Raw genomic sequence first — 12,375 nt, forward strand, 5'->3', positions numbered from 1 at the left:
GCTTTCGGCCTTTCGGCCTCCGGCGTGATCACTACTTTAGCGGATTTTCCCCGGGGCGCCTAATCGGTGCCCGTTCCGAATTTCGGCAAGCCGAAATTCTTCCCGTTCAGGGAAGCCGTCCAAGTAGTGGAGGTCGTTGCCGTGTGGCAACTCGGAGAACTCTACACGAGGTTCAGGGGTGCTTGCGCCGCCCCTTTGGCGCCCGCGCCGCGGGGTTGCCCGTGCGGGTCGTACGGCGGCGCTCGTGGCGGGCGCGGGCCGCGTCGTACTCGGCGCGGTGGAGCTTCTCGCCCGGGGCCTCCATGAGGCTGCGGAAGAAGTAGGCGAGCAGGGTGCCCAGGAAGCCGATCATCATGATGCTCTGCATCGAGCGTTCGGCCGCCGCGTCCGCCGGGCCCTCCGGGCGGCGGACGAACCGCTCCCATGTACGACGGAAGGCGAGAGCGCTGCAGACGGCGAAGGCCACGACGACCATCGCGTTGATCAGGCCGCCCACCTGGGCGATGGCCAGGCCCTCGTACCCCAGGCGGAGGACGAACGCGCCGGCCGCCGCCGCTGCCAGGGAGCCCACGGCGAGCCCGGCCCGGCGCAGGGCGTAGCCGCCGTCGTGCTCGACCCAGGTCGTACCGAAGAACCGGATTGGTTCGGGCCGGGGTCCGGTCGCCATCTCGTGCTCGCCGCTCATACGTCGATTATCGCCAGGGCCGCGCGTCCGGCGGCGAGGCGGCGGCGAGCCGGTGGCGAAGCGGCTTTGTCGGCCTCAGCCCGAGCAGGCGACGGCCACGTAGCCGCTGCTGCCCGTCTTCACATACGCGTCGGACACGTACTGGCCCGGCGCGATGCAGTCCCAGACGTCCGTCGTGCCGCACGGGCCGGAGACGGTCTCGCCGCGGGTCTGGCAGCGGATGGAGACGCTGGAGCCCTGCGGGAGGACCTTGACCAGTTCGCTGTCGCTGCTGGGGCCCCGGCGGACATTGACCTGATAGCCGGGAGCGATCGAGTAGTACGCCATGGTGTTCTCCCCCGTGAGGTGAATGACATGTGCAGGCTAGCAACGCGCGGCTGCGCCTCCCCGGTACCCCCTGCCCCATCGATTAGGCTCCGCAAGCCGCCGAAAGCGGTCGAATCACACGGGTGACACGGGGGTGGGGCATGCCGCCGCTGCGCAGTACGGGGACCGGGCCGGAAGCGGACGATCCGCAGTACGCGGGCCGGTACCGGCTGGAGGGGCGCCTCGGCTCGGGCGGCATGGGCGTCGTCCATCTGGCGCGCTCGCCCTCCGGGCTGCGCATCGCGGTCAAGGTGGTGCACGCGGAGTACGCGGCGGACCCCGAGTTCAGGGCGCGTTTCCGGCAGGAGGTCGCGGCGGCGCGACGGGTGAGCGGTGCGTTCACCGCGTCCGTCGTGGACGCCGATCCCGATGGTGAACGGCCGTGGATGGCCACCCTCTACGTCCCCGGTCCCACGCTCTCCCAGCAGGTGAAGCGGAACGGGCCGCTGAGCTCCGACGAGGTGCGGCGGCTGGCGGCCGGGCTCGCGGAGGCGCTGCGCGACATCCACCGGGCGGGCGTCGTGCACCGGGACCTCAAGCCCAGCAATGTGCTGCTCGCCGAGGACGGTCCGAAGGTGATCGACTTCGGGATCTCCCGGCCGTACGACAGCGAGCTGCGCACGGAGACCGGCAAGCTGATCGGTACGCCGCCCTTCATGGCCCCGGAGCAGTTCCAGCGGCCGCGTGAGGTGGGGCCGGCGGCGGACGTGTTCGCGTTGGCGTCGTTGCTGGTGCACGCGGCGACGGGGCGGGGGCCGTTCGAGTCGGAGAGTCCGTACATCGTCGCGTACCAGGTCGTCCACGACGAGCCCGATCTGACGGGGGTGCCGGACGATCTCGTACCGCTGATCCGGGCCTGTCTCGCGAAGGAGCCGGCGGACCGGCCGACGCCCGACGCGATCATGGCGATGCTGCCGACGCCGGAGCCCGGGCCGGTGACGGCCTCTCCGGTGACGGCTTCTCCAGTCGCGGGTTCTTCGGTCGCTTCAGTCGCCTCAGTCGCTTCAGTCGCTTCGGTCGCTCCTTCCCATTCCCCTTCCTCCCGGCGGATGTCGCGGTTCCGACGGGGCGCGGCGGCCGCCGTGGCCGCCGTCGCGCTGATAGCGGGCGGCGCCTGGGTGATGGAGGAGGCGGAGGACCTCGGCAAGCAGCCGGCGCACAGCGACCACCCCACTCCCGCGGGTTCGTCCTGGCGCCCGTGGGAGACGTCCGTCCTGGCGGACCCCGCCGGGAACGGTGAGGTGCGGGCCGGGTTCTGTACCTACGCGGACGGCGCCCTGTACTGCGCCGGGCGGGACGTGCACGCGGCCCGTATCGACGCCGCCTCCGGCAAGGTCACCTGGCGGCGGCCGGCAGCGAGCAGCGACCGGCCTGGTGCGAGCGGTGCGGCCGGTGTCAGCGGGGCGCGTGCGCCGCATGTGTCCGGTGGGCTGGTGCACGCGCTGTCGCCGGACAAGCGGGAGCTGTCCGCGCTCGACCCGGCCACGGGTGAGCCGCGCTGGACCCGCGATGTGTCGGCGTACGACGGGCGGGTCTACCACGCGGGCGACACGGTGCTGCTGGTCGCCGGGGACGGGGTGATCACGGCGGTCGACGGGGCGACGAACCGGGAGCGGTGGCGGCACGCGCTGCCAGGTGGGATCAAGCCCGTCTTCTCCTTCTACGGACGTGACGCCATCGGCGTCGCCCTCGCGCCCGACGGGCGGCACACGCAGGTCGTCGGCGTCGACCCGGTGCGGGGTACGACGCTGTGGCGGTGGACGGCGGACGGTGCGCTGACGGCGGTCGGCGCCGGGCCGAACGGCAGCGTTTATCTCAGCGAGGCCAATGCGCGGACGCAGATTTCCGCTGTCGTCCGGTACACCCCCGGGATCGGGCGGGAGCGGCGGATTCCGCTCCGCACGCCGCTGGACGCATCGAGCGTCCTCGCGAAGGGGGACCTGGTCTACGTCCTGTCCTCGGACGGCGGGCTGACCGCGGTCGATACGGCGGACACGCCGCCCGGGCATACCCCGGGGCAGCTGTGGCGGATGGAGACGTCCGTGGCCAACGCGTCGGCGCTGGTCGCTGATGAGGAGGGACGTCGGCTGTACTTCTCCGCCGCCGACGGGCGGCTGCTGGCCGTGGACGCCGGGCGCGGGGCGCTGCTGGGGCAGACGACGCCCCGCCTCGGTCGGGCCGGGCGGGGCTTCCTGGAGCTGCTCCCCGCGCCGGTCGTCGCGGACGGGAAGGTGTTCGGCGCGGCGCCGGACGGAACGGTGTTCGCGGTGGACGCGCGGAATCCGGCGGGGTGGCGGTAGGGCGCGCCGCCCCGCCGAGGGCCCGTTCTCACCCCAGCTTTCTCACCCCAGCTTGCTGACGTCCCGCACCGCGCCCTTGTCCGCGCTCGTCGCCATGGCCGCGTAGGCGCGGAGGGCCGCCGAGACCTTGCGGTCGCGGTTCTTCGGCGCGTACGTGCCGCCGAGGGCCTCGCGGCGGGCGGCCAGTTCGTCCTCCGGGACGAGGAGTTCGATCGAGCGGGACGGGATGTCGATGCGGATGCGGTCGCCGTCGTGGACAAGCGCGATCGTGCCGCCCGAGGCGGCCTCGGGCGAGGCGTGGCCGATCGACAACCCCGATGTGCCGCCGGAGAAGCGGCCGTCCGTCACCAGGGCGCAGGCCTTGCCGAGGCCGCGGCCCTTGAGGAAGGACGTCGGGTAGAGCATCTCCTGCATGCCGGGGCCGCCGCGCGGGCCCTCGTAGCGGATGACGACGACGTCGCCCTCCTTCACCACCTTGGAGAGGATCTTGTCGACGGCCTCCTCCTGCGATTCGCAGACGACGGCCGGGCCCTCGAACGTCCAGATCGACTCGTCGACGCCGGCGGTCTTCACCACGCAGCCGTCGACGGCCAGGTTGCCCTTGAGGACGGCCAGTCCGCCGTCCTTGGAGTACGCGTGCTCGACGGAGCGGATGCAGCCGCCGGCGGCGTCCACGTCGAGGGACTCCCAGCGCTCGGACTGCGAGAAGGCGGTCGCGGAGCGGACGCAGCCGGGGGCGGCGTGCCACAGCTCGACGGCTTCGGCGGACGGGGAGCCGCCGCGCACGTCCCAGGTCTTGAGCCACTCGGCCAGCGTCGGCGAGTGCACGGAGTGGACGTCCTCGTCGAGGAGGCCGGCGCGGTAGAGCTCGCCGAGGATGGCGGGGATGCCGCCCGCGCGGTGGACGTCCTCCATGTAGTACGTGCCGCCGGGGGCGATGTTCGGGGCGACCTTGGCCAGGCAGGGGACGCGGCGCGAGACGGCGTCGATGTCCTTGAGGTCGTAGTCGAGCCCGGCCTCCTGGGCGGCGGCGAGCAGGTGGAGGATCGTGTTGGTGGAGCCGCCCATGGCGATGTCGAGGGCCATGGCGTTGTCGAAGGCGGCGCGGGTGGCGATGTTGCGCGGCAGGACGGATTCGTCGCCCTGGTCGTAGTAGCGCTTGGTGATCTCCACGACCGTGCGGCCGGCGTTCTCGTAGAGCGCCTTGCGGGCGGTGTGGGTGGCGAGGACGGAGCCGTTGCCCGGGAGGGAGAGGCCGATGGCCTCGGTGAGGCAGTTCATCGAGTTGGCGGTGAACATGCCGGAACACGAGCCGCAGGTCGGGCAGGCGTTCTCCTCGATGCGCAGCACGTCCTCGTCGGAGACGTTCTCGTCGACCGAGTCGACGATGGCGTTGATCAGGTCGAGCTTGCGGACCGTGCCGTCGACGAGGGTGGCCTGGCCGGCCTCCATGGGGCCGCCGGAGACGAAGACGACGGGGATGTTCAGGCGCAGCGCGGCCATGAGCATGCCCGGGGTGATCTTGTCGCAGTTGGAGATGCAGATCAGGGCGTCGGCGCGGTGGGCCTCGACCATGTACTCGACGGAGTCGGCGATCAGGTCGCGGGAGGGCAGCGAGTAGAGCATGCCCGCGTGGCCCATGGCGATGCCGTCGTCGACGGCGATGGTGTTGAACTCGCGGGGGATGCCGCCCGCCGCCTTGATCGCGTCGGAGACGATCCGGCCGACCGGCTGGAGGTGGGTGTGGCCCGGGACGAACTCCGTGAAGCTGTTCGCGACCGCGATGATCGGCTTGCCGAAGTCCTCGCGCGCTACGCCCGCGGCCCGCAGAAGGGCTCGGGCGCCCGCCATGTTGCGGCCGTGGGTGACAGTGCGGGACCTCAGCTCGGGCATCCTGCTCACTCCTTGTGTCTCGGACGTCCGAGCCTACGCCGCCGGTCCGCGAGGCGGACAGGGTTTCCGGGATGCGAGATGCGGCGGGGTATCCGGGGGCCTTACGCGGCCGGGTCGCCCGTCAGGTGGCGCTGGACCGCCGGGGCGACCATCGCCACGACCTGTCCAATGTCCCTGGACGCCAGCGGTTCGATCTTGATGACGTGCCGCAGCATGATCACGCCGACCAGGTGCGCCGCCGCCAGCTCGGACCGCAGCTGTGCGTCGGGGGCCGTCAGCTCGGCGGCGATGCGGGTCATCAGCCGGGTGTACACCAGGTTCCGGAAGACCTCGGCGGCGGCCTCGTTGGCCACGGCCGACCGCACGATCGCGAGCAGCGGCTCGCGGGTGACCGGGTCCTCCCACAGCCCCAGGACGAAGCGGGTCAGCCGCTCGCCCGCGCTGTCCAGCGGGCCCTGGACGACGACCGCCTGGGCGTCGAGGGCGGGCGCGAAGGCCGTCTCGACGGCCGCGGCGAAGATCTGTTCCTTCGGGCCGAAGTAGTGGTGGACGAGCGCGGGGTCGACGCCGGCGCTCCTGGCCATGCCGCGGATGGACGCCTTGTCGTAGCCGCGCTCGGCGAACTCGGCGCGGGCGGCGGTGAGGATGCGCTCGCGCGCGCCGGGGCCGTCGCCCGCGTCGGCACGGGCGGGACGGCCGCGACGGCGGGGGGCGGGGGGACGCTCCTCCCGGCCTTGGGCCGGGGGCTGGTCCTCACGGCCTCCAGTCGGCGGTTCCTCGCTCGTCGTCACGGTCTCGGGGCCCCCGTCCTCGGCGCTCCCGCCCTCGGCGCTCCCGTCGGGGAGGCGAGGTGGAGGCGGGTGTAGGCCAGGGCCTCCGCCAGGTCCGCTTCACGCTCGGCGGCGGACATGGCCCGGCGGGTGTTGACCTCGATCACGACGTGCCCGTCGAAACCGCTCGTCGCCAGGCGCTCCAGCACCTCGGCGCAGGGCTGCTTGCCGCGTCCGGGGACGAGGTGCTCGTCCTTCGCGGAGCCGTTGCCGTCGGCGAGGTGGATGTGGGCGAGCCGGTCGCCCATCCGGTCGATCATCTGGAGGGCGTCCGTGCGGGCCGTCGACGTGTGCGACAGGTCGACCGTGAAGTGGCGGTAGTCGTCCTTGGTGACGTCCCAGTCGGGGGCGTAGGCGAGCATCTCGCGGTCGCGGTAGCGCCACGGGTACATGTTCTCGACGGCGAACCGGACGTCGGTCTCGCCCGCCATGCGCCACAGGCCCTGGACGAAGTCGCGCGCGTAGGAGCGCTGCCAGCGGAACGGCGGGTGGACGACGACGGTGCTCGCGCCCAGCTTCTCCGCCGCCGCGCGGGCGCGCTGGAGCTTGACCCACGGGTCGGTCGACCAGACGCGCTGGGTGATCAGCAGACAGGGGGCGTGGACGGCCAGGATGGGCACCTGGTGGTAGTCGGACAGGCGACGCAGCGCGTCGATGTCCTGGCTGACCGGGTCGGTCCACACCATGACCTCGACACCGTCGTAACCCAGCCGGGCGGCGATCTCGAAGGCCGTCGCCGTCGACTCGGGGTAGACCGATGCCGTGGACAGCGCGACCTTCGCATCCGGAATGCGCACCACTGGCTCTGTCACGAGGGACAGCGTATGCCCGCCCCTCCGGCGGCGGGCAGGTGGTTCCGTACGAGGGGTACGTCGCGTACGTCACGGTGGGACCCGGTGGGGCGGCACGGCACCGCCCGGTGGGGCGGCACTGCCCGCCCCACCGGGCGGTCCGCTCAGGGCGTGGGCAGGTGGTCCAGGCGGCGCAGGATGACGCCCTCGCGCAGCGCCCACGGGCAGATCTCGATCTCCTCGACCCCGAACAGCTCCAGCGCCGCCTCCGCGACGAGCGCGCCCGCGAGCAGTTGCGGCGCGCGGCCGTCGGAGACCCCGGGGAGCCTGCCACGCTGGGCGGTGGTCATCGTGGCCAACTTGGGCACCCACTCCTCCAGCGCCTTCCGGCTGAGCGTGCGCTGGGTGTAGAGGCCCTCGGCGGAGCGGGCCGCGCCCGCGATCCGGGCGAGCTGCTTGAAGGTCTTGGAGGTGGCGACGGCGTGGTCGGGCGCGCCGAGGCGGGCGAAGTCGCCGACCTTACGGGCGATCTCGGTGCGCACGTGGCGGCGGAGCGCCCGGACGTCCGAGGGGTCGGGCGGGTCGCCGGGGAGCCAGGCCTTGGTGAGGCGGCCGGCGCCGAGGGGGAGGGAGGCGGCCGCGCCGGGCTCCTCGTCGAGGCCGAAGGCGATCTCCAGGGAGCCGCCGCCGATGTCGAGGACAAGGAGCTTTCCGGACGACCAGCCGAACCAGCGGCGGGTGGCGAGGAAGGTGAGCCGGGCCTCCTCCTCGCCGGTGAGGACGGGCAGGGTGACGCCGGTCTCCTGCTGGACGCGGCTGAGGACGGCGTCGGCGTTGGATGCCTCGCGGACGGCCGAGGTGGCGAAGGGGAGCACTTCCTCGACGCCCTTGTCCTCGGCGGCCTGGAGCGCCTCCTGGATCACGCCGATGAGCCGCTCTATCCCGGCGTCGCTGATCGCGCCGGAGCCGTCCAGCAGCTCGGCGAGGCGCAGCTCGGTCTTGTGGGAGTGGGCGGGCAGCGGGCGGGCGCCGGGGTGCGCGTCGACCACCAGCAGGTGGACCGTATTCGAACCCACGTCGAGGACACCGAGTCTCATGGCCTGAACGCTACTGCGGTGGTCGAGGGCACTTAGTCTTGAGGGGTGGCGAAGACGAAGAAGGCCAAACCGGACAAAGAGCGGGAAAGAGCCTCCAGCAAGCAGGTCGACGGTGCCGGCAGCTCCAAGAAGTCGGACAAGCTCGGGTCCAAAGTGGTGAAGGCCGCCAAGGACGCCCCCGCGCCCGACGAGGTCGGGCTCGACTTCGCCCGTGCCTGGGTCGAGTTCCCCGATCCGGCCGACGACGAACAGGTCTTCCGCTGTGACCTGACCTGGCTGACCTCCCGCTGGACGTGCGTCTTCGGCGACGGCTGCCAGGGCATCCGGGCCGGGCGCGCCGCCGACGGCTGCTGCACGCTGGGCGCGCACTTCTCCGACGAGGAGGACGAGCAGCGGGTCGCCGGGCACGTGGCGCGGCTGACGCCGGAGATCTGGCAGTTCCACGAGGTGGGCGCGGAGTCCGGGTGGACGCAGGTCGACGAGGACGGCGAGCGGCAGACCCGGCGCTGGAAGGGCTCCTGCATCTTCCAGAACCGCCCCGGCTTCGCGGGCGGCGCGGGCTGCTCGCTGCACATCCTGGCGCTGAAGGAAGGCCGCGAGCCGCTGGAGACGAAACCGGACGTCTGCTGGCAGCTGCCGGTGCGGCGTACGTACGACTGGATCGACCGGCCGGACGACACGCAGGTGCTGCAGGTTTCGATCGGTGAGTACGACAGACGGGGCTGGGGTCCGGGCGGGCACGATCTCCACTGGTGGTGCACGTCGGCGCGGTCCGCGCACGTGGGCGCGGATCCGGTGTACGTGTCGTACCGGGCGGAGCTGGTGGAGCTCATGGGTGAGCAGGGGTACGCGCGGCTGGTGGAGCTGTGCGAGCAGCGGATGGGGTCGCTGCTGCCGATGGCTCCGCATCCGGCGGACAGCCGGGAGTAGTAGCCACCCCGGGCCCCGCTACGGGCTCGGGGGCGCCGACGGGTGGGTCGTCGACGGGTACGGGGTCGGTGTCGGGCGGGGAGCGCCGCAGCCTTCGATGGTGACGACCGTGCCGCCCGGAGCGATGGCCACTCGGGCGCTCCAGGGGCCCGCCGGTTCCCGGCTGTGATCGACGAGCACGGTGACCGTCACGGACTGCCCCGGGCACAGCACTCCCCCGGGCTGGCTCAGCCGCAGCCAGGGCGCCCCGGCGGACATCGACCAGCTGACCGGTTCGCCACCGTCGGCGGTGAGCTTGATGAGCGTGGCCGTGCCGCTGGGCTGCGCCTCGACCGTCAGCCTGCCGGGGCCTACGTGACCGACCGGTGCGGCGGGTCCGGCCGGGTCGGCGGGACGGCCCGCCGGAGCGTGCGGCGGCGTGGTGGCGGCCGGGGGCGCGGTGTCGGCGGAGCGTGCGGCCGGGGTGGTGCTGCCGTCCGGGCCGAGGACGGCCACGGAAACGTCCGGGAAGCGGTGGCCGATGGGCCCCGGGGTGCCGTTGACGCGCCGCGTGGGGCCCGCCGGGGCGGTCGCCTCGTACGGATCGGCGTAGGCGCCCTCGTACATGCCCTCGTGGGGGCTGCCGCCCAGGCTGTCGGTCTCGGTGGCGGACACCGGGGCGGCGCCCGAGCCCTCGCCGACCGGGGTGCCCCGGTAGGCGGCCCACAGGGCGAGCAGGGGCGCGGCGACGACCGTGGCCACGACGGTGGTGGTCACGGCCCGGCTGCGCAGCCTGCTGCGGCGGGCGGCCCGGTCCTTGGGGGTGAGGGGGAAGCCGCCGCGGTCGAAGCGCGGGGTCGCGGCGCGCTGGGCGCTCGCGCGCCGGCGCGTGGGGCGTGCGTCCAGGGCGCCGCGCATCGCGGCGCGCGCTGCGGCGCGGGGGGCGCGGAGGACGGGCAGGGCGGCGGCCGGGGAGGCGGCCGTGCCGGGCCAGGGCTCGCCCGCGACGGCCCGCTCGGCGGTACGGCGGCAGTCGGCGCACTCGTCGACGTGACGGACGAGCTCGCGCCGCAGCGCGGCGCCCAGCAGCACTTCCCGGTCGCCCACGAAGCGGGTGACCACCGGACAGCGGCCCGACTCGACGACGGCGAGCGCGGTGCGGGTGCGCTCGACCTCGCAGGCGGCGCTGGAGAGCAGGACGCGTGCCGCGTCGAGGTCCATGCGGAGCACGGCGGCGACCTCGTGGGGGGCGAGCCCGTGGCGCACGGCCAGTTCCAGGGCCTCGCGCTGCTCGGCGGTGGTGCCGGCGGCCTCGGGCCAGGCGAGCAGGGCCAGTTCCGCGCGGGCGCCCGCGTCGGGGGCGGGCGGCGGGTCGTCCGGGCCGCGCTCGGCGAGCCTGCGCAGGCACCCCCAGCGGGCGAGGGCGTACAGCCAGGCGCGGTGCGCCTCCTCGGCGGGGGCGCGGTCGGCCCGGCGCTCGGCGAGCGCCAGGGTCTCGCCGAGGGCGGCGACGGCGGTCTCGTGGTCGCACAGGACGGACAGGCAGTAGGTGAACAGGCCGTCGAGGTGCGGGCTGTTCTCGTCGAGGTCTTCCTCGTCGTAGTCGTATTCGATGTGCTCGGTGGTGCCGGTGGTGCTCTCGACGACCTGGTGCCGGTCCGCTCGCGGCGCACTGCTGGGTGCGCGGTGCGCGCCGGTGGCATGCGTGGGGGGCTCGGGCCTGCTCGTCATCATCCCGGCGACGGTAGGCCGGTGTCGCGCCCTCGTCCGCCCTGCTCACAGAGGTTTAGCCCATACGGGTGACTCTCTCCCTCAAAGGGGGACAGGAGCCCAACATTCCGCCCCGATTGGCCGAGCTCCGGACACGACGGTACGTACTGACGACCGAAACCGACGACCGAACTCACGACCGGACCGGCCGAACTCGCGACCGGACTGTCAGTGCCCACCGCTACGGTGTTCCGCATGGCTGCCCGTACCTCTCGCTCGTCCGCCAAGGACCGGCCCTCCTACCGCTGCACCGAGTGCGGCTGGACCACCGCCAAGTGGCTCGGCCGCTGCCCCGAGTGCCAGGCGTGGGGCACCGTCGAGGAGTTCGGCGGCGCGCCCGCCGTACGGACGACCGCGCCCGGCAGGGTCACCACCGCCGCCGTGCCCATCGCCCAGGTCGACGGCCGGCAGGCCACCGCGCGCGGCACGGGCGTCCCCGAGCTGGACCGGGTGCTCGGCGGCGGCCTGGTGCCCGGCGCCGTGGTGCTGCTCGCGGGCGAGCCCGGCGTCGGCAAGTCGACCCTGCTGCTGGACGTGGCGGCCAAGGCGGCCTCCGACGAGCACCGCACGCTGTATGTGACGGGCGAGGAGTCCGCGAGCCAGGTCCGGCTGCGCGCCGACCGCATCGGCGCCCTCTCCGACCACCTCTACCTCGCCGCCGAGACGGACCTGTCCGCTGTCCTCGGGCACCTCGACTCGGTCAAGCCCTCGCTGCTGATCCTGGACTCCGTCCAGACCGTGGCCTCCCCCGAGATCGACGGGGCGCCCGGCGGCATGGCCCAGGTCCGCGAGGTCGCCGGCGCCCTCATCCGGGCCTCCAAGGAGCGCGGCATGGCCACGCTCCTGGTCGGTCACGTCACCAAGGACGGCGCCATCGCGGGCCCCCGCCTGCTGGAGCACCTGGTCGATGTCGTCCTCCACTTCGAGGGCGACCGGCACGCGCGGCTGCGCCTGGTGCGCGGCGTGAAGAACCGCTACGGCGCCACGGACGAGGTCGGCTGCTTCGAGCTCCACGACGAAGGCATCACCGGTCTCGCCGACCCCAGCGGCCTCTTCCTCACCCGGCGTGCCGAGCCCGTGCCGGGCACTTGTCTGACAGTGACATTGGAGGGCCGTCGTCCGCTGGTGGCCGAGGTGCAGGCGCTGACCGTCGACTCCCAGATCCCCTCCCCGCGCCGGACGACCTCGGGCCTGGAGACCTCGCGCGTCTCGATGATGCTCGCCGTGCTGGAGCAGCGCGGCCGCATCAGCGCCCTCGGCAAGCGCGACATCTACAGCGCCACGGTCGGCGGCGTGAAGCTCTCCGAGCCCGCCGCCGACCTGGCCGTCGCCCTCGCCCTGGCCAGCGCCGCCAGCGACACCCCCCTGCCGAAGAACCTGGTGGCCATCGGCGAGGTGGGGCTGGCGGGCGAGGTCAGACGGGTCACGGGCGTGCAGCGGCGGCTGGCCGAGGCGGCCCGGCTCGGCTTCACCCACGCCCTCGTGCCCGCCGACCCCGGCAAGGTGCCCAGCGGGATGAAGGTGCTGGAGGTCTCGGACATAGGCGAGGCCCTCCGCGTGCTGCCCAAGCGCCCCCGCCGCGAGCCGGCCCGGGGGGCGGGCAAGGAGACGGGCCGGGAGCCCGGCGGGGAGGCGAGCCCGAGGACCACTCCCGAATAGGCTGGGCGCCAGTAGACTTTCCCTGGTCCCGCCCGCACGTACGCTCCGCCGCACACCACAGCGCGCGACGCGCAC

General features: G+C 73.4%; 10 protein-coding genes. 3 read left to right on the forward strand and 7 right to left on the reverse strand.

Annotation, left to right across the window (positions count from 1 at the left end; all coding sequences use genetic code 11):
• Nucleotides 1-172 precede the first annotated feature (172 nt).
• Nucleotides 173-685 carry a hypothetical protein gene (locus ACX9I7_RS21705; RefSeq protein ID WP_459388255.1) on the reverse strand — a complete coding sequence of 171 codons (513 nt, stop codon included), beginning with the start codon at nucleotides 683-685 and terminating at the stop codon, nucleotides 173-175.
• Nucleotides 686-760: 75 nt separating this feature from the next.
• Nucleotides 761-1,036 carry an SH3 domain-containing protein gene (locus ACX9I7_RS21710; protein WP_459388287.1) on the reverse strand — a complete coding sequence of 92 codons (276 nt, stop codon included), beginning with the start codon at nucleotides 1,034-1,036 and terminating at the stop codon, nucleotides 761-763.
• A gap of 116 nt (nucleotides 1,037-1,152) precedes the next feature.
• Between ACX9I7_RS21710 and ACX9I7_RS21715 the strand changes: the two genes are divergently transcribed.
• Nucleotides 1,153-3,351 carry a protein kinase domain-containing protein gene (locus ACX9I7_RS21715; protein WP_459388288.1) on the forward strand — a complete coding sequence of 733 codons (2,199 nt, stop codon included), beginning with the start codon at nucleotides 1,153-1,155 and terminating at the stop codon, nucleotides 3,349-3,351.
• 42 nt (nucleotides 3,352-3,393) lie between these two features.
• Here ACX9I7_RS21715 and ilvD read toward each other — a convergent pair whose 3' ends face one another.
• From ilvD to ACX9I7_RS21735, 4 genes are all read right to left on the reverse strand, one after another.
• Entirely contained in the window at nucleotides 3,394-5,244 is a 1,851-nt protein-coding gene (gene ilvD / locus ACX9I7_RS21720) for a dihydroxy-acid dehydratase (RefSeq protein WP_189456963.1), read from the reverse strand.
• A 101-nt stretch (nucleotides 5,245-5,345) separates the two neighbouring features.
• Complete coding sequence (locus ACX9I7_RS21725; RefSeq protein ID WP_387573631.1) at nucleotides 5,346-6,035, reverse strand: TetR/AcrR family transcriptional regulator; 690 nt, start codon at nucleotides 6,033-6,035, stop codon at nucleotides 5,346-5,348.
• Nucleotides 6,032-6,886, reverse strand: a complete 855-nt coding sequence (locus ACX9I7_RS21730) for a sugar phosphate isomerase/epimerase family protein (RefSeq protein WP_387573629.1) — start codon at nucleotides 6,884-6,886, stop codon at nucleotides 6,032-6,034. The genes ACX9I7_RS21725 and ACX9I7_RS21730 overlap by 4 nt, the downstream gene beginning before the upstream one ends.
• Before the next feature lie 143 nt (nucleotides 6,887-7,029).
• Entirely contained in the window at nucleotides 7,030-7,962 is a 933-nt protein-coding gene (locus ACX9I7_RS21735; protein WP_387573627.1) for a Ppx/GppA family phosphatase, read from the reverse strand.
• A 45-nt stretch (nucleotides 7,963-8,007) separates the two neighbouring features.
• Between ACX9I7_RS21735 and ACX9I7_RS21740 the strand changes: the two genes are divergently transcribed.
• Complete coding sequence (locus ACX9I7_RS21740) at nucleotides 8,008-8,892, forward strand: hypothetical protein (protein WP_387573625.1); 885 nt, start codon at nucleotides 8,008-8,010, stop codon at nucleotides 8,890-8,892.
• Between the two features lie 18 nt (nucleotides 8,893-8,910).
• Here the strand turns inward: ACX9I7_RS21740 and ACX9I7_RS21745 are convergent, their stop codons facing one another.
• Entirely contained in the window at nucleotides 8,911-10,605 is a 1,695-nt protein-coding gene (locus tag ACX9I7_RS21745; protein WP_459388256.1) for a BACON domain-containing protein, read from the reverse strand.
• Between the two features lie 231 nt (nucleotides 10,606-10,836).
• Here ACX9I7_RS21745 and radA point away from each other — a divergent pair, with 231 nt between their 5' ends.
• Nucleotides 10,837-12,300, forward strand: coding sequence for a DNA repair protein RadA (gene radA / locus ACX9I7_RS21750; protein ID WP_387573619.1), 1,464 nt, complete (start codon nucleotides 10,837-10,839; stop codon nucleotides 12,298-12,300).
• Nucleotides 12,301-12,375: the final 75 nt, after the last annotated feature.

The organism is Streptomyces sp. L500, assembly GCF_054551825.1.

Coding starts and splice junctions, on each gene's coding strand:
- ACX9I7_RS21705 (WP_459388255.1), bottom strand. CDS start 685: ATGAGCGGCGAGCACGAGATGGCGACCGGACCCCGGCCCGAACCAATC.
- ACX9I7_RS21715 (WP_459388288.1), top strand. CDS start 1,153: ATGCCGCCGCTGCGCAGTACGGGGACCGGGCCGGAAGCGGACGATCCG.
- ilvD (WP_189456963.1), bottom strand. CDS start 5,244: ATGCCCGAGCTGAGGTCCCGCACTGTCACCCACGGCCGCAACATGGCG.
- ACX9I7_RS21735 (WP_387573627.1), bottom strand. CDS start 7,962: ATGAGACTCGGTGTCCTCGACGTGGGTTCGAATACGGTCCACCTGCTG.
- ACX9I7_RS21745 (WP_459388256.1), bottom strand. CDS start 10,605: ATGATGACGAGCAGGCCCGAGCCCCCCACGCATGCCACCGGCGCGCAC.
- radA (WP_387573619.1), top strand. CDS start 10,837: ATGGCTGCCCGTACCTCTCGCTCGTCCGCCAAGGACCGGCCCTCCTAC.